General features: G+C 66.2%; 14 protein-coding genes and 1 tRNA gene. 6 read left to right on the top strand and 9 right to left on the bottom strand.

Annotated elements, in window-relative coordinates; all coding sequences use genetic code 11:
• Window positions 1–19: 19 nt before the first annotated feature.
• Genes AC5RUP_RS12350 through AC5RUP_RS12340 form a run of 3 tightly spaced genes read right to left on the bottom strand, consistent with a single transcriptional unit; the run spans window position 20 to window position 3,738 of the window.
• A complete protein-coding gene (locus AC5RUP_RS12350) occupies window positions 20–1,057 on the bottom strand; it encodes an ABC transporter permease (RefSeq protein ID WP_494067117.1) in 1,038 nt (345 codons plus the stop codon).
• A 3-nt stretch (window positions 1,058–1,060) separates the two neighbouring features.
• Window positions 1,061–2,158 carry an ABC transporter permease gene (locus AC5RUP_RS12345; protein WP_494153416.1) on the bottom strand — a complete coding sequence of 366 codons (1,098 nt, stop codon included), beginning with the start codon at window positions 2,156–2,158 and terminating at the stop codon, window positions 1,061–1,063.
• Window positions 2,158–3,738, bottom strand: coding sequence for a sugar ABC transporter ATP-binding protein (locus tag AC5RUP_RS12340; protein WP_494153417.1), 1,581 nt, complete (start codon window positions 3,736–3,738; stop codon window positions 2,158–2,160). Before AC5RUP_RS12340 ends, AC5RUP_RS12345 begins: the two co-directional genes overlap by 1 nt.
• Window positions 3,739–4,038: 300 nt before the next feature.
• Here AC5RUP_RS12340 and xylA point away from each other — a divergent pair, with 300 nt between their 5' ends.
• From xylA to AC5RUP_RS12325, 3 genes are read left to right on the top strand one after another with little or no spacing between them, the layout of a single operon-like run.
• Window positions 4,039–5,226, top strand: coding sequence for a xylose isomerase (xylA, locus tag AC5RUP_RS12335; protein ID WP_494153418.1), 1,188 nt, complete (start codon window positions 4,039–4,041; stop codon window positions 5,224–5,226).
• A gap of 50 nt (window positions 5,227–5,276) precedes the next feature.
• On the top strand, window positions 5,277–6,716 hold the full coding sequence (locus AC5RUP_RS12330; protein ID WP_494153419.1) for an FGGY family carbohydrate kinase: 1,440 nt from the start codon (window positions 5,277–5,279) through the stop codon (window positions 6,714–6,716).
• Window positions 6,632–7,756 (top strand): aldose epimerase family protein, encoded by a 1,125-nt coding sequence (locus AC5RUP_RS12325; RefSeq protein ID WP_494158590.1) that lies wholly within the window; start codon window positions 6,632–6,634, stop codon window positions 7,754–7,756. Before AC5RUP_RS12330 ends, AC5RUP_RS12325 begins: the two co-directional genes overlap by 85 nt.
• Before the next feature lie 48 nt (window positions 7,757–7,804).
• Here AC5RUP_RS12325 and AC5RUP_RS12320 read toward each other — a convergent pair whose 3' ends face one another.
• Window positions 7,805–9,022 (bottom strand): ROK family transcriptional regulator, encoded by a 1,218-nt coding sequence (locus tag AC5RUP_RS12320; RefSeq protein ID WP_494131748.1) that lies wholly within the window; start codon window positions 9,020–9,022, stop codon window positions 7,805–7,807.
• A gap of 129 nt (window positions 9,023–9,151) precedes the next feature.
• Here AC5RUP_RS12320 and AC5RUP_RS12315 point away from each other — a divergent pair, with 129 nt between their 5' ends.
• On the top strand, window positions 9,152–10,219 hold the full coding sequence (locus tag AC5RUP_RS12315) for a Gfo/Idh/MocA family protein (RefSeq protein WP_494153421.1): 1,068 nt from the start codon (window positions 9,152–9,154) through the stop codon (window positions 10,217–10,219).
• 106 nt (window positions 10,220–10,325) lie between these two features.
• On the opposite strand, the gene AC5RUP_RS12310 is transcribed toward AC5RUP_RS12315, so the two are convergent.
• The 5 genes from AC5RUP_RS12310 to AC5RUP_RS12290 all read right to left on the bottom strand — a co-directional run bounded on the left by AC5RUP_RS12310 (window position 10,326) and on the right by AC5RUP_RS12290 (window position 13,041).
• Window positions 10,326–10,398, bottom strand: a tRNA-Lys gene (locus AC5RUP_RS12310).
• A gap of 111 nt (window positions 10,399–10,509) precedes the next feature.
• Window positions 10,510–11,586 carry a PQQ-dependent sugar dehydrogenase gene (locus AC5RUP_RS12305; RefSeq protein ID WP_494158589.1) on the bottom strand — a complete coding sequence of 359 codons (1,077 nt, stop codon included), beginning with the start codon at window positions 11,584–11,586 and terminating at the stop codon, window positions 10,510–10,512.
• A gap of 3 nt (window positions 11,587–11,589) precedes the next feature.
• Window positions 11,590–12,159: a hypothetical protein gene (locus tag AC5RUP_RS12300; RefSeq protein WP_494158588.1), complete on the bottom strand. Its 570-nt coding sequence runs from the start codon at window positions 12,157–12,159 to the stop codon at window positions 11,590–11,592.
• A gap of 157 nt (window positions 12,160–12,316) precedes the next feature.
• Window positions 12,317–12,742 (bottom strand): hypothetical protein, encoded by a 426-nt coding sequence (locus AC5RUP_RS12295; protein WP_494091403.1) that lies wholly within the window; start codon window positions 12,740–12,742, stop codon window positions 12,317–12,319.
• 143 nt (window positions 12,743–12,885) lie between these two features.
• The gene (locus tag AC5RUP_RS12290; RefSeq protein ID WP_494000036.1) at window positions 12,886–13,041 is read right to left on the bottom strand and encodes a hypothetical protein; all 156 of its coding nucleotides are present in this window, start codon (window positions 13,039–13,041) and stop codon (window positions 12,886–12,888) included.
• Window positions 13,042–13,113: 72 nt separating this feature from the next.
• Between AC5RUP_RS12290 and AC5RUP_RS12285 the strand changes: the two genes are divergently transcribed.
• Both AC5RUP_RS12285 and ilvD read left to right on the top strand, forming a co-directional pair.
• Complete coding sequence (locus AC5RUP_RS12285; RefSeq protein WP_494131744.1) at window positions 13,114–14,031, top strand: LysR family transcriptional regulator; 918 nt, start codon at window positions 13,114–13,116, stop codon at window positions 14,029–14,031.
• A 174-nt stretch (window positions 14,032–14,205) separates the two neighbouring features.
• Window positions 14,206–15,909 carry a dihydroxy-acid dehydratase gene (gene ilvD / locus AC5RUP_RS12280; RefSeq protein ID WP_494067105.1) on the top strand — a complete coding sequence of 568 codons (1,704 nt, stop codon included), beginning with the start codon at window positions 14,206–14,208 and terminating at the stop codon, window positions 15,907–15,909.
• Window positions 15,910–16,128 lie beyond the last annotated feature (219 nt).

Raw genomic sequence — 16,128 nt, 5'->3', positions numbered from 1 at the left:
TCGGGGAAGCTGGTTTCGGCTACACGGTGGCGACGTCGAGCACAACGGCCCGCCGTTGCCGGACGCGGGCGTTGATGATGGCGCTGATCCGGTTGGCGAGGACGGCGACGATGAGAATCGAACCGATGACGATTTTTTGGTAGCTGGACGGAACGCCGGCAAGGTTGATGATGTTGATCGTCGCCGCCAGCGTGATGGCGCCGAGGATGGCTCCCAGGATGCGGCCCCTGCCGCCACTGAGTGCCGCACCGCCGATGACGGCGGCGGCGATGGCTTGAATCTCGTAACCGACGCCGAGGTCCGCCGGGACGTTGGTATTCCGGCCGGCCAGGATGACGCCGGCGATCGCGGCGCATAGCCCGCTGATGACGTAGGCGATGATCCGAACCCGGTCCACCCGCACGCCGGACTGTACGGCACCGGTCCGGCTGCTGCCGACAGAGAAGAGGTGCGTCCCGAGGCGGGAGGATCCCAGGATCCCGCCAAGGAGCAGCGCCACGATGAGGGCGATGACCATGGGCAGCGTGAGCGCGCCGGCCAGCGGGCTCAGCCCGCCGATGACATAGAACTCGGGGACCATGTAGCCGATGATGGGCACGCCCTGGGTCCAGATATAGAGGATGCCGCCGGCGAAGCCGAGCATTGCGAGCGTGGCAATGAAGTCCGGCAGCCCGACCCGGGTGACGAGCAGCCCGTTGCCGATCCCGATCAAGGCACCGGCAAACAGTGCGGCGAGGATTGCGGCGAACAGCGGCATCCCTGATTTCATCGTCTGCGCCGCTACCCCCGCGCAGAGTGCCATGGCGGCCCCGATGGAGAGGTCGATGCCTCCGGCGATCAGGACCACGGTCATCCCCATGGCCAGAATCATCACCGTGATGCTGCTGTTGAGAATGTTGAACAGGTTCGACGGAGCCAGGAACACCGGCAACGTGAACGCCGCGATCAAACAAGCCAGTACGAGCATGGCCAGCACGCCCAGGGTGGGGTCCAGCAGTATCCTGTCGACGATACGGCCGATCAGGCTGGTGTTGCGGGTAGGTGTTGAGGTGCTCATGAGTCAGTCCTGCTGCTGTTTGGTCACGAACGGGCGGGGGCGGGCGGCGGGTTTCTGTGCCTGCTGCTGAGCCTCGGCGGGGGGAGCGTCGTGCCGGGGCGGAGCGTCTGTGGGAGGAACGTCGCGCCTTGAGCGTTTGCCCATATTGAGGGCGTATTGCTGGACGCGGCGGTCGAAGACCACCCCGGCGACGATGCAAAGGCCGGTGACAATGCTGAAATAGACGGGGTCGACGCCGTTGAGGCGAAGGCCCTGCTGCAGGGTTGCCAGCAGCAGGCCGCCGACGACGGCGGCCCACACGGAGCCGCGCCCGCCGGCAAGGCTTACGCCTCCCAAGACGGCACCGGCGATGGCAATGAATTCGTACCCTCCGCCCAGAAAGGCCTGTACAGCGCCAAGGCGGGAGGCAATCAGGACGCCGGCGGCCCCGGCCAGCATGCCGGAGACAACGAAGGTGCCCATCCTGACGCGGAGGACGTTGACGCCGGCCACGTTCGCCGCGTCGGCGCCGATGCCGATGGCGTATATGCGCCGGCCGAACACCGTCTTGGCCAGGAAAAGCTGCATGATGACCAAGAGGATTGCGGCGATCCAGAAGGCGCTCGGGATGCCCAGGAAGCGGCCGTAGACGATGTCTGAAAAGCCCGGCGTCGTCACCCCTTGGAGGGGTACCTGTTCTGTCAGGACGATGAGCAGTCCACTGGCGATGTTCAGGGTGGCCAGCGTGACGATGAAGTCGTTGATGCCAAACTTGGTGATAAGCCACCCGTTAAACAGGCCGAATACCGTGCCGGTGGCGACCCCCACGAGGACGCCCACCAGGGTCGGCGCACCGCTAATCAGCGCCCACATGGTCGTACCGGCGCTGAGCCCGGCTACCGTGCCGACGGACAGATCGATGCCGCCCGCGACGATGACGATTGCCACCCCGACGGTAATCAGCAAGACAGGGATGGCGTTGTTGATGTAATCCGTGAGGCTCCCCGGTTGCAGGAAGACAGGCGACATCAGTTGGAAAACGATAACCAGGACGACCAGGGCGACCGCAATGGGAACGCCGCTGGTCGACAGTGTGCGGGACACGGTCCGTTGGAGATTCATCACTCGCTCCTGCCGGCGGATAGCGCCAGAATTCTGTTCTTCACGCCCTCAAAGTTCCCGGCGGCCAGTTCCTGCGGCAACGAGGCCACTGAACCCACGAGCCGGCCTTTTTTCATGACCAGCACACGGTGGCTCAGCTCCAAGAGCTCGGCGATTTCCGAGGCGATAACGATCGCCGCCCCGCCCGCGGCGACAAAATCACGGATGAGGTTGTGAACCTCCACCTTGGCCGAAACATCGATGCCCTGGGTCGGTTCGTCGAAGATCAGCAGTGACGGCTTGGTGTTCAGGCAGCGGGCCACAATGGCCTTCTGCTGATTGCCGCCGCTGAGGTTTCGAATCTTCTCCTTGACGCTTGGGGCGCGGATCGCCAGGCGCTGCCGGTAGTTTTCGGCCTGGGCCATTTCATCGCGGCCCTTAAGCAGGAAACCCAGCTGCGTGACCCCGCCCAGACTGGAGATCGAAATGTTTTCGGCCACGGAAAATTCCGGCAGAATACCCAGCTGCTTGCGGTCTTCCGGGAGCATGGCCAACCCGTGACGGTATGCCGAGCTGGAATCGCGGAGGCGGAGGGGTCGCCCGTTGAGGTGCATCGTTCCGCTGCTCATCTTGTCCAAGCCCATGATCACCCTGGCCAACTCGGTCCGCCCGGCACCAGCCAGGCCCGCTATGCCCAGAATCTCGCCCTTGCGAACCGACAGCGAGATGTCCTTCAAGACGTGGCTGCGGTGCACATTCTCCAGCCGCAGCACTTCCTCGCCGGCGTCGGCCGCAGTGTGCGGCGGCGTGCCGCTGGCCGCACCGAATTCGCCGGCTGCGACTCCAAACATCATGCCCAGCAGGTCATCGACGTCCGTTTCTGCGATGGCGGCAGTTCCGGCGTTGGCCCCGTCGCGGAAGACGGTGGCGGTGTCCGCCAGACCGAACAGTTCCTCCAGGTGGTGGGTTACCCACAGCAGCGGTACGCCCCGCGCCCTGAGCTTGCGCATGTGCTCGAACAGGTGCCGCTTCTCTTCTTCTTCGAGCCCGGAGGTCGGCTCGTCCAAAATCAGGACGCGGGGGTCGAAGGCCAGTGCCTTGACGATCTCCACCACCCGCTTTTTCAAAGCACCGAACTCCCCAACGGGAAGCTTCAAGTCCTCCCGGGTGAGCCCGAAGTCGGCGGCCAGTTGCTGTACGCGCTCTTCCATGCCCTTGCGGTCAAGCCTGACCTTCAAACCGAGGAATCGGGCATTGACCTCGCGGCCCAGGAAGATGTTGTCCAAGGCCGTGAGCGCCGGCACGAGCGACAGCTCCTGGTGGATGGTCGTGATGCCTGCGTCGAGGGCGTCGCTGGGATGGCGGAACCGCACTTCTTCCCCGGCCAGGGTGACAGTGCCCGCATCCGGGGAGACCACGCCCGACAGCACATTGATCAGCGTGGACTTGCCGGCCCCGTTGCCTCCCAGCAGGGCATGGATCTCGTCGGGCCGGATGTCCAGGCTCACCCCGCGCAGGGCGGTCACGCCTTGGTACTGCTTCACCACGCCTTCAACTTTCAGCAGCGGAGAATGACCGGCCGGTTCGGTGGGGTGCGCCATGGGATCGCTCCTGTTCGTCGCTGGAGGTGAGGCGGCACGTGAAGCTCGGCGTGTGAGCAACATCATGTGAAAACTCAATATAGTAATCAGTCACAACAAATGCAATAGCCTTTTTCGCCGCCAGGGACGATATCGGCTTTAGCTAGCGATCCCGCGGAGCCTCTGCGTGCCATGTCGGGCCGGAGGCGTCGGCGGCTTAGCAGGGTGCGAGCGGCCCGTGCGGCCGGTGACCCGTTGACTTGGGCCGCCGCGGCTAATATGTTGTTGCTCACTACTATTGCTTCATGATGGGAGAGGGCAATGAGGCAGCCAAGCCGCGAAGACAAGTTTTCCTTCGGCCTATGGACGGTGGGATATACGGGGGCCGATCCCTTTGGCGGTCCTACCCGGTCGCACGTTGATGTCGTTGAAGTGGTCGAACGCCTGGCCGGTCTCGGGGCGTACGGCTTGACGTTCCACGACGATGACCTCTTCGCCTTCGGCAGCAGCGAGGGAGAGCGGCAGAAGCAGATTGACCGCCTGAAAGGTGCCCTCGAGGACACGGGCCTTCAGGTTCCGATGGTCACGACGAACCTTTTCAGCCCCCCGGTTTTCAAGGACGGTGGGTTCACCTCCAACGACAGGGCCGTCCGGCGGTTCGCGCTCCGAAAGGTCCTGCGGAACATTGATCTGGCGGCAGAGCTCGGGGCCCGGACTTTCGTCATGTGGGGCGGCCGCGAGGGCGCAGAGTACGACGCCGCCAAGGACGTCCGGGCAGCCCTTGAACGGTATCGGGAAGCGCTGGACGTTTTGGCGGCCTTCGTGACCGATCAGGGGTACGACCTGCAGTTTGCGATCGAGCCCAAGCCCAACGAACCCCGAGGCGACATTTTGCTGCCGACGGTCGGCCATGCGCTGGCGTTCATCGAAACCCTGGAACGGTCCGAACTTTTCGGTGTAAACCCTGAGGTCGGACATGAACAGATGAATGGCCTGAACTTCACCGCCGGCGTTGCCCAGGCGCTGTACCACGGCAAGCTGTTCCATATCGACCTCAACGGCCAGCGGGGGGTGAAGTACGACCAGGATCTGGTCTTTGGCCACGGCGACCTGCAGAACGCTTTCTCTTTGGTGGACCTGTTGGAACACGGCGGCCCGAACGGCGGCCAGGCCTACGACGGTCCGCGCCACTTCGACTACAAGCCGTCGCGGACCGAGGATGCCGAGGGAGTGTGGGATTCGGCTGCGGCGAACATGCGGATGTACCTGCTGCTGAAAGAACGGGCCGCCGCCTTCCGCTCGGACCCGGAAGTACAGGAAGCGATGCGCGCTGCTCGGGTTACCGAACTGGCGCAGCCGACCCTTGGCGAAGGAGAGACCTACGCCGACCTGCTCCAAGACCGTTCCTCGTATGAGGATTTTGCCCCGGAGGGGTACTTTGACGGCTCCGGGTTCGGGTTCGTCAGGCTTCAGCAGTTGGCTATGGAACATCTGCTCAACGCGCGCTGATCTGCCGGAACCGGTGAGGTTTAGGCTCGGCCAACGTATCTGGAGGCATCGTGGCGCTTGTCGCGGGTGTTGATTCTTCGACACAAAGCTGCAAAGTGGTTTTCCGGGATGCCCGCTCCGGCCGGGTGGTTTCCGCGGGACGGGCCACCCACCCGGCGGGCACCGAAGTTGACCCGGAGGCCTGGTGGAATGCGCTGCAGGCAGCGCTGGCCGAGGCGGGAGGTCTTGGCTCGGTCAGCTGCCTTGCCGTAGCAGCACAGCAACACGGGATGGTGGCCCTCGATAAGGAGGGCCGGGTGATCAGGCCGGCTTTGCTCTGGAACGACACCCGCAGCGCGGGCGCTGCCGCTGCCCTGGTGCGCGAAGTGGGCGCCGATGAATACGTGCAAAGGACGGGGCTGATTCCGGTAGCGTCTTTCACCGCGAGCAAACTGCGGTGGTTGCGTGACGCCGAACCCGCCAAAGCAGCAAAGGTCGCCGCGGTCGCTCTTCCCCACGACTGGCTCACCTGGCGGCTGCGTGGGTATGGACCGGCCGCTTCAAGTCCGCTTGGGCCGGTCCTTGAAGAACTCAGGACAGACCGGTCGGATGCCAGCGGTACCGGTTATTGGGATCCGGAGGTGAACCGGTACGACATGGATCTGTTCACTTTGGCCCTCGGACATGCTGCCATCGTGCCCAGTGTCCTCCGCCCCCATGAGCCGGCGGGAAAGACACCCGGGGGAGTCATTCTGGGCGCGGGAGCCGGAGATAATGCCGCTGCGGCGCTGGGCCTGAACGCTTCCGGCCAGGAAGCCATCGTTTCGATCGGCACCAGCGGAACCGTGTTCGCCTCGTCCGCCGAACTGCATCGGGACAGGACAGGTTCCGTCGCCGGCTTTGCAGACGCTGCAGGGGCCTTCCTCCCGATTGCGACCACGCTCAATGCGGCCCGCATCCTGACGTCCGTCGCCGAGGTGCTGGGCGTCGACAACGACGAGCTCTCGCGTCTCGCCCTGGAGGCTCCCCCCGGAGCCGGGGGAGCCGTCCTGATCCCCTGGTTCGAAGGGGAACGCACCCCAAACCTGCCCAATGCGACGGGCAGTCTTCACGGGCTGTCGCTGACCGCTATGACAAGGCCCAACCTTGCGCGCGCTGCCGTTGAAGGAATGCTGTGCAGTCTCGCCGGCGGGCTTGATGCGCTGCGGCAGGCCGGTGCCCTTCCCGAGCGGGTCCTTCTGATCGGCGGGGGTGCTCAGAACCGGGCGGTGCGGTCGATTGCCGCGCAGGTCTTCGATATGCCGGTCTCGGTTCCGGTACCCGGCGAGTACGTGGCCGAGGGGGCCGCGGTGCAGGCCGCCTGGGTCCTGGGCGGAGTACGCCCTGACTGGCCGCCGCACTTCGATGCGGAGCTGCGACCCGATCCGTGGCCTCTTATCCGGGATCAGTATCGCAGCCATGCCGAACCGCAAGAGACGTGGTTCCGCCGTCACACCGAGGGCGCGGCGTGAAGAAGCAGGCGGGCTTCGGCAGGCAGGAGACGGGCCTGGTCCTCGCCAATGCGCGCAGCACCCGCCTGACGGTGGACCCTTACGGAGCCAGGATCGTCGAACTGCTCCTGCCGGACAGGGGCGGCAGGCTCGAAAACGTGGTGCTCGGGTTCGACTCTGTGGACGATTACCGCCGCCACGCGAACTGCTACCTAGGCGCAACGATCGGCCGAACAACGGGTCGCATTGCGGGCGGCCGGTTCTCCTCAGCAGGGGTCACCTTTCCCGTTGCCGCGAACGAGGGCCGGAACCATCTCCATGGCGGACCCAGCCGAAGTTTTGACCGCGTCCTGTGGTCCCGATCGGATACGTCCCCGGAGCCGGCGCAGGGCGACTTTGTCAGTTTTGAATACCGCAGCCCCGAAGGCGAAGAAGGCTATCCGGGAAACCTCTCCGCGCGGGTCCGGTACTCACTCTCCGACGCCAACGAGTTGTCGATCCTCTTCACGGCCAGGGCGGATGCGGACACCCCGGTGAATATGACCAATCACGCTTACTGGAATATGGACGGGGATGGGGCGGGGCCCGTGACCGATCAGCAGTTGATGGTTGACGGGGATTACATCCTGGCGACGGATTGGGAGCTCATTCCGACCGGTAGCCACCTGCCGGTCGCCGGGTCGGCTTTCGACTTCCGCAAGCTGAGGCGGATCGGAGCCTTCCTGCCGAAGTCGGGCACCGAGCCGTGGCCGGGCATCGATAACACGTTCCTGTTCAATCCCGGCAGGGACAGCGCCAAGCCCGCGGCAGTACTTTATTCTCCCAAAACCGGACGCATGATGGAGCTGTACACCACGGAATTCTGTCTTCAGGTCTATACAGCGAACCGGCTGCCTCCGCTGGCCGGTCGCGGCGGAACCGTCTACGGGCCCGGCAGCGGCATATGCCTTGAGCCCCAAAAGATTACCGATTCCAGCCGTTTCCCCGACTTTCCTTCCGTGGTCCTTCCGGCCGGAACGGAGTACCGGCACCTCAGCCGATACCGGTTCTCGACAACGTGAAACCGGTCAAGCAGTAGCAGCGCCCCTCGTCGGGGGACGCGCGCCTGGTCAGGCGACGAAGGAGTAGGCAGCCGGGTCGGCCAGAAGGTCAGCGAATACCAGTTCAGCCGCGCCGACCATGAGAAGGTTGGCGCCCAGCTGCGGCCGGGAGATGTGGACGCTTTGGTGTGAAACCGGCAGTGATTCCCGGGAAACGAGGCGCTCCAGCCGCTCCGGATCAGCGGCGTGCAAGGAACCCAGAAAGCCGCCCAGGATGATCAACTCCGGATTCAGGATGTTGATTGCATTGCCAAGGGCAATGGCGAGGTACTCCTGCTGCCGGTCCACAACAGCCCGAACCTCGGCAGAAGTGGACGAAAGCAGCGCCTCCTCCAGTTCGTCCACGTCCGCGGATGCCAGTCCGAGGGCGTCAAGCAGGGCATCGCGGGTAACTTCGGACTCCAGGGTGCCTCGGGCGCGGGCAGTATCAAGCCCTCCGCCGCTTCGAATCCGGGTGTGGCCCAGCTCTCCGGCGTGACCGGCGACGCCCGTCAGGGCGTGGCCTCCGCTGATGATCCCGCCGCCGATGCCGCTCGCCCCGCCATTGAGATAAATGAGGTCACTGACCCGTCGGGCGGCCCCAAAGGTTCTTTCGGCAAGAGCACCAAGGCTTGCATCGTTGGCCGCTTTCACGGGATACCCGGTGGCAGTGGCCAGCATTTCGGCAATCGGTTCATCCGTCCACTCCAGATGCGGGGCCAGCCGCACGAGTCCGTCCTGGGTCCGCACCAAACCCGGTACCGCGACGCCGATCCCTGCGATTCGGGTCCCGTCGGTCTTCATTCCCTCAATGATCGCCGCACTGATGTTGACTGCCTCCCGGACGCTGGGAGCCTTGTCTGTCTCGTAGCGGATCCGTTTTTGGACAACCCCGCCCAGGCTGACGGCACCGACGGTCACCGCGTCGATCTCGGGATTGACCGCGATCGCCACCGTCGCCGGGTTGGGGCGCACGACGGCACTCGGCCGCCCGACACCGTTGCTTGAATCGGGGCTGGTTTCCAAGACCAGTCCGAGCTCGGCCAGCTCGCCGACCAAGGCGCCGACTGTCGACCTGTTCAGCCCTGTTTTCCGCGTCAGCTCAGAGCGCGGGACGGGGCCGGCATGATGCACGAACTGAAGAATGGTGGAGAGGTTATGCCGGCGAATGCTGTCGAGGTTGTTCCCCGCCCGCTGGGCCGGCAGCCGCCCGTGGCTGGTGCGCGCCGGCGCGTCTGCTGAATTCAACCAAGCCTCCCTGGATTGTGGACAAGAAACAACTGCGTAACTTATCGTTCAACCGCAGGCTACTCCATCCCCGCTGCCATCAATTGTTTATTCCTTGAACAAATTATGGCACAAGAGTAATCTTCCGGTATGTCGAACGCCGAAGGCCCTTCGCGGCCCGTCCGCACCGGTTTGGTGGGCTACGGGCTGGCCGGCAAAGTCTTCCATGGGCCCTTCCTCGGTGCCCTTCCGGAGTTCTCCTTGGGCGTCATCGCGACGGCCCACCCGGAACGCAAGCTGCAGGCCGCGAGGGACCATCCCGACGCAGAAATTGTTGCAGACGCCAACGAAATGCTGGCTGCTGGCCTGGATCTGGAATTGGTGGTGCTTGCCGGCCCTCCCCACACCCATGTGGACCAAGGGCTGGCAGCACTGGACGCAGGCCTGGCCGTGATCGTGGACAAGCCCTTCGTGCCGACGGTCGGCGACGGCGAGCAACTGATCGAACGGGCAGAACGCGTCGGGAAACCCCTGATCGTGTTCCAGAACCGCAGGTGGGACGGGGACTTCCAAACCGTGCGGAAGGTGCTGGCCGAGGGGCATCTGGGCCGCGTCTATCAGTTTGAATCGAGCTTCGAGCACTGGGCACCCAAAGTCGTCGACCGCTGGCAGGATACGACGCCTCCGAGCTTGGCAGGCGGGATCACTTTTGATTTGGGCAGCCACCTCATAGACCAGGCCTTGGTGCTGTTCGGTCCGGTTGAAGAGGTCCGTGCCGACGTGCGCACTGTCCGTGATGGCGGTGGCAACGACGACGTCAGCCTCCTTGAGTTATTCCACTCGAACGGCGTGCGTTCGCGGCTCTGGATGAGCCGGGTGGCGGCACAGGCCGGGCCCCGCTTCCGCGTCCTGGGGACCGAAAACGCCTACGTCAGCTACGGCCTGGACGGCCAGGAGCCGGCCCTGGCAGCCGGTGCAGTCCCAACCGATCCAGGGTTTGGTGTCGAGGCCGAAAGCACGTGGGGCACGCTCGGCATCCGGGCGCCGGGCCATCCCGCACCCGTTGCTGTGCCGACCGAAAGGGGCGACTACCTTGGGTTTTACCGGGCTGCGGCTCAGGCGATTCGGGGAAGCGGGCCCATCCCGGTCGATCCCAGGGAGGCTTTGGAGGTCGTCCGCGTGATCGAGCGGATTCATCAGCTCGCGAAGCATGGCTAGGGAGGCTGCGGGCGCCGGTTTCTTCCCCGGAGGCCTTGCTCAGCCGTCCGGAGAACGGAAAAACCCCGTCTGTCCGGCTTGCGCCAGTCAGACGGGGTTTTGGTTGTGCACCCCCCGGGACTCGAACCCGGAACCCATTGATTAAGAGTCAATTGCTCTGCCAGTTGAGCTAGAGGTGCAGCTGTCGGTGAGGGTCAGGCGGCGGTTTCCCGGAAGCTTTTTCCCTCGCAACGACATGTAACTCTAGCAGGACATTTCCGCGAATGTGAAATTGAGGCGGCCTTTGTCGCCTACTTCACAGGAACCGCCAGCATCCGGTCCTCGTCGGTGCCGTTGGTGAGCACCCAGAGCCGGCCGTCCGGGGCAGCGGCCACGTCACGCAGCCTGCCGTATTCTCCTTCGTAGAAGGCCTCGGGTTCTCCGGCCTCGGTGCCGTCGAGCTCTACCCGCCACAGCCGCTGGCCGCGCAGCGCAGCGATCCACGCCGTCCCGTCCACCAGTGCCATGCCGCTGGGGGAGGCATCGGCCGTGGACGGCCAGACCACCTTGGCGTCGATGAACCGCTCGTCGCCGGGGGCTCCGGTAACGTCGGGCCAGCCGTAGTTGCCGCCGGGCTCAATCAGGTTCAGCTCGTCGTCCCGGTCGGGGCCGAACTCCGTGATCCAGAGCCTGCCGTCGGCGTCCCACGCCAGCCCCTGCACATTGCGGTGGCCGAAGCTGTAGACCGGGCTGTCGCCGAAGGGGTTGCCGGGGGCAGGGTCGCCGTCGGGCGTGACCCGCAGGATCTTGCCGCCCAAAGAAGAGAGATCCTGGGAGCGGGATGAATCGGCGGCGTCGCCGGTGGCGATGTACAAGTAACCGTCCGGTCCGAACTTGAGCCGTCCGCCGTTGTGAATCCCGGCTTTGGGAATGCCGGTGACGATTTCCTGCCCGTCGCTGAGCCGGCCGTCGTCCCAGCGGTAGCTGAGAACCCTGTTGTCCTCCGGCGAGGTGAGGTAGACGTAGAGTCGGGCATCGGCGTCGAAATCCGGGCTGGGCTCCAGCCCCAGCAGGCCGGCCTCGCCGGTGGTTTCCAGCGCAGATTCCACGGGCACGGCGGCAACCGTTTCGCCGTCGACCACGTGTTTGATCAGGCCGGTGTCGTTCTCGGAGATGAGTGCGCTGCCGTCGGGCAGTACGGCTATGGACCACGGATCGGCCAGGCCCGAGGCTGCCGCCTCCACGGCCGGGCTGGTCCCGGCGCCGCCGCCAGTGTCCGGCCGGCCGCTGCCGCCGCTGCAACCGGCCAGGACGGTGGACAGCGCCACGGCCAGGGCCAAGGGGGCAAACCGAAGCGGCTGGATGCGCCGATCCGCTTCGTCGTCCATCCGTCAGCCTCGTTTCCGGTCCGCTCCGTCTCCATCCTCGGCCTCGACGGACGGTTCGATGACCGCCTCGCCCGCGTAACCGAGCCATTCGGTCTCATCGTAGAGCGGTTTGTCTGTGACGGCCGCCTGCTCCGCTGCCGCGTCCTCGACATCGGCCGGCACCGGCTCATCGGCGCCGAAGCCGCCGGCGGCCGCCGTGCCGGTGTCGCCGGGGGACTCCGGCATGGTCTCCTCCACCATCAGGTCTTCGTCGGCGGCCGGCGCCGCGCGGCCGATCGCGGGGTTCCCGCTCGCCGTGCCGGAGGGGGGATGCGCCGGGTTCGATGGCGTGGGGGCGGCCTCGGAGGGGGTGTGCGTCAGGTTCGCCGGCGTCGATCCCGCCTCGGATGGGCCGCGTGCCGGGTTAGACGGCGTGGATCGGGCCTCGGAGGCGGTGCGCGTCGGGTTAGTCGGCGTGGGGGCGGCCGGGGAGCCGGCCTCCGGGGAGCGGGACCTGCGGCTAAGCAACCGGCAGAGCAGGGCGGTCGCGATGGTGGCTGCGAGGGCGGTCCTGATTCCCCATCTCCGGTCCATGGCCTTCACCTTCGGTTGATGGTTGTGCTGCATCCGGTCCCGACGTTACGTGCGGGACAGGGCAGTGTCCATAGCCGCCCGAGGCCGGTCCCCGGGGGCAGATCCGTGAGGCGGACCGGGAGGTCGAGGCGATGCTTTGCGGGCCCGGGGCGAGCGCCTAGGCCCGGAAGATCAGCTCCGCCATGAAGCTGTGGAAGTCGGGCTGGTCTTCGGACTGGTCGATCGTGTGGCCCTCGGCGGGCAGCCGGCCTTCGGCCTGGACACCGAACCGGAACGTCCTGCCGGTGCTGGTGCCCACTTCGTATTCCCCGCCGCCGAGCTGGACTGCATGGGACATGTTGGTCATGTTGATCGCGACGGGGGTGCCGCCGGCCGTCAGCGCGGAGCCGTCGAACGGCGCGATCACCAGCTCCTGCGGCCGCCAGCGGTAACCGATCACGTAAAAGTCGCCGGTCCCGCCCTGCGCCCGGTGCGCATCGTCCTGGCGGCCGCTGGCGAAGACGAGGTTGTAGTCGCCGTAGTTGGGAATCTGGGAGTCAAAGATGGCGCTGAGCGCGTCCTTGAGTTCGTCACTGGTGGGCATGTGGCCTTCGGAAGTGCGTGATCGGGCGGGGGAGCTGGCGCCTGCGGCGCCGGAAGCGCGGGGCGCTGCCGTCAGTCTAAGGAACCGGGCCCACAAAAAAGCGCCTGGCCCATGTGGTGCCCGGCGCTTGATTGAAGGGGAAGTCAGACGGCGTCGACCGCTTTCACCGGCATGGCCGAATGGTCGGTCTCCCACGTGTGGCTGCGCGGCACCGGGCCATGGTCACGGCGGACAACGACGGCGAGGCGCGCCAGGACGGCGGCCATCCCTACTGCGGTCAGGGCAACTGAGACTGTCATGCCACTATTGTCAACCGGGGCAACCGTCAAGTTCAAGCTGACGTTACTTACCTCACTATGTAGTATCTCTTTATGGACATGAGGCGGCTGCAGATTCTGCGGGAACTGGGCGACCGCGGGTCCGTCGTCGCCACCGCCGCTGCGATGAAGATCACAGCCTCGGCCGTCTCGCAGCAGTTGAAGGCGCTGCAGCGGGAGGTGGGCGTCACGCTGGTGGAGAAGGCCGGCAGGGGAGTGCGGCTGACCGAGGCCGGGCTGGCCATGGCCGCAGCCGCCGCGGACGTCTCCGCGGCGATGGAGCGGGCGCAAGCCACCGTGGACGGCTACCGCAGCGGCTGGCAAAACCAAATCCGTGCCGCGTTCTTTCCCAGCGCGGCGGAAATGTTCCTGCCGGGACTGATGTACCGGCTGCAGGAGATCGAGGGGCTGCACTTCGACCCCTGCCTGGAAGACCCGTCCGTCGAGGGGTTCCTGCCGCTGGCGGCCGACTATGACCTGGTGCTGGCCCACAGCCAGCAGGGCGCCGAGGCCTTCGCCCGCAGCGGCATCACCGTGCTTCCGTTGCTCGACGAACCACTGGACGTGGCCATGCCCGCCGGCCATCCTCTGACGGCACTGGACGTCCTCAGGCCGGAGGACGTGGTGGACCACCCGTGGATCGGCGTCCCGCAGGGCTTTCCGTTCGAGCAGGTGCTGCGCCAGATCGAAGCGCGCACCGGCAGGCTCGCCAAGCGCACCACACGCTACGCCGACCTGCGCGTGATGGAGGCCATGGTGGCCGCCGGTCACGGGCTCGCCGTGGTGCCGCGGTTTACCTCCCGGAAGGCGCAGTCCACCCGCGGCTTCGTGATGCGCCCGCTGGAGGGGATCCGCGCCAGCCGGACCATCGTGGTGCTGGCCCGCAGCGATGTGGCCGAGCGCAGCAGCGTGCACCGCGTGATCGGAATGCTGCAGCAGGAGGCGGCGGCGATCGCCAGCCAGCAGGGCTGAGGGCGGCCGGATCCGGGCAGCCAGCAGGGCTGAGGGCGGCCGGATCCGGGCGGCCCAAACCAGGGCTAAGGGCGGCCGGATCCGGGCGGCCCGGGACGCGGGCGCCGGGCCGGGCGAGGCGCCGCCGTCGTAATATGGCCCTGCCATGGCGGCGCGGGTCATAGAATCGATGCCATGAGTGCGGACGCAACCCCAGACATCAAGCCCCGTAGCCGGGTAGTAACCGATGGCATCCACGCCGCTCCGGCGCGCGGCATGCTCCGAGCCGTAGGGATGGGCGACGAGGACTTCGTCAAGCCGCAGATCGGCATCGCCAGCTCCTGGAACGAAATCACCCCCTGCAACCTGTCGCTGAACCGGCTGGCCCAAGGCGCCAAGGAAGGCGTCCACGCCGGCGGCGGTTTCCCGATGCAGTTCGGCACCATCTCCGTCTCCGACGGCATTTCCATGGGGCACGAGGGCATGCACTTCTCGCTGGTCTCCCGCGAGGTCATCGCCGACTCGGTGGAAACGGTCATGATGGCCGAGCGCCTCGACGGTTCCGTGCTGCTCGCCGGCTGCGACAAGTCGCTGCCGGGCATGCTGATGGCCGCCGCCCGCCTGAACCTCTCCTCGGTGTTCCTCTACGCCGGCACGATCATGCCCGGCTTCGCGAAGATGGAGGACGGCTCGGAGAAGGAAGTCACCCTGATCGACGCCTTCGAAGCCGTGGGCGCCTGCGCCGCCGGCAAGATGAGCCGCAAGGACCTGGACTCGATCGAACGCGCCATCTGCCCGGGCGAAGGCGCCTGCGGCGGCATGTACACGGCCAACACCATGGCCTCCATCGGCGAGGCCATGGGCATGTCGCTGCCGGGTTCGGCCGCGCCGCCGTCCGCGGACCGCCGCCGCGACAACTTCGCGCACAAGTCCGGCGAGGCCGTGGTGAACCTGCTGCGCAAGGGGATCCGCGCCCGCGACATCATGACCAAGAAGGCCTTCGAGAACGCCATCGCGGTGACCATGGCCTTCGGCGGCTCCACCAACGCCGTGCTGCATCTGCTGGCGATCGCCCGCGAGGCGGAGGTGGACCTGACGCTGGACGACTTCAACCGGATCGGCGACAAGGTCCCGCACCTGGCCGACATGAAGCCCTTCGGCCGCCACGTGATGTTCGACCTGGACAAGATCGGCGGCGTCCCGGTGGTGATGAAGGCGCTGCTGGATGCGGGCCTGCTGCACGGCGACTGCCTGACCGTGACCGGCAAGACCGTGGCCGAGAACCTGGCGGCCATCAACCCGCCGGACCCGGACGGCAAGATCCTGCGCGCCCTGGACAACCCGATCCACAAGACCGGCGGCGTCACCATCCTGCACGGTTCACTGGCTCCCGAAGGCGCCGTGGTCAAGTCCGCGGGCTTCGACGCCGACGTCTTCGAGGGCACCGCCCGCGTGTTCGAACGCGAGCAGGGCGCCCTGGACGCGCTGGACAACGGGCAGATCAAGGCCGGCGACGTGGTGGTCATCCGCTACGAGGGCCCCAAGGGCGGCCCGGGCATGCGCGAGATGCTGGCCATCACCGGCGCCATCAAGGGCGCCGGGCTCGGCAAGGACGTGCTGCTGCTGACCGACGGCCGGTTCTCCGGCGGCACCACCGGCCTGTGCATCGGGCACGTGGCGCCGGAAGCGGTCGATGGCGGCCCGATCGCGTTCGTGCGCGACGGCGACGTGATCCGCGTGGACATCGCGGCCCGCAGCTTCGACCTGCTGGTCGACGAGGCCGAGCTGGAAGCGCGCCGGGTGGGCTGGGAGCCGCTGGCGCCGAAGTTCACCACCGGCGTGCTGGCCAAGTACGTCAAGCTGGTGAACTCCGCCTCCACCGGCGCGTACTGCAGCTGAACCACGACGGCGGGCGCCTCCCTCCGCGAGCCGGGCGCCCGCCGTCGTACCCCTCCCAGGGCGCAGAGTCCATCTTTTGGACTCAAGTGCCCAAATAGTGAGACGGCGATGTCTCAGGTTGACACTGATATCCGCGTGGCACGAGACTGAAGCCATGCAAAGCGTATCCGTGGTCGTCCTTACCAAGCGCGTGGCGTAACCGCCCGTCTGGCACGACCA

Source organism: Arthrobacter sp. Y3223151 (assembly GCF_059091125.1).
This window is presented reverse-complemented; position numbering and strand designations above follow the sequence as displayed.